1 pseudogene is annotated in these 367 nt (G+C 66.5%); it reads right to left on the bottom strand.

Annotated features, from left to right (window positions below):
• Positions 1–367, bottom strand: a pseudogene (locus AC1DKD_RS42495) (DUF2235 domain-containing protein); the annotation flags it as partial.

The following is a 367-nucleotide window of genomic DNA, read 5'->3' as shown; positions in this document are numbered from 1 at the left end:
GCTTCTTCGACAGTTCCTGCGTCAGCGGCGCGAACCAGTCCTTGCGCTTGCGCGGCGGGTCCTCCGGGTCGGGCCGCTGCTGGTGGTCGACGCGGCGCTCGTAGTCCTTGATCTTCGCGGCGATCTCGTCATCGTCCATCATGGACTCGCCGCCAAAGGCCGCCCGGTGCACGGCGTTGTAGATCTGCATCAGGCCCCACAGGATGCGGGCCTGCCCGCCGGCGGCGAAGGCCCGCCCGTAGGTGCTTTCGCCCATCTCGCCAATTTGCGGAAAGGGGGTGCCCACGCCTGGCAGGTAGACGCGGTAAAAGTACTCGCCCTCCCCCGGCGTATTTCCCTCTTCAGCAGGATAGGCATTGTGCAGGCG

Source organism: Cupriavidus sp. 05T313 (genome assembly GCF_056396665.1).
This window is presented reverse-complemented; position numbering and strand designations above follow the sequence as displayed.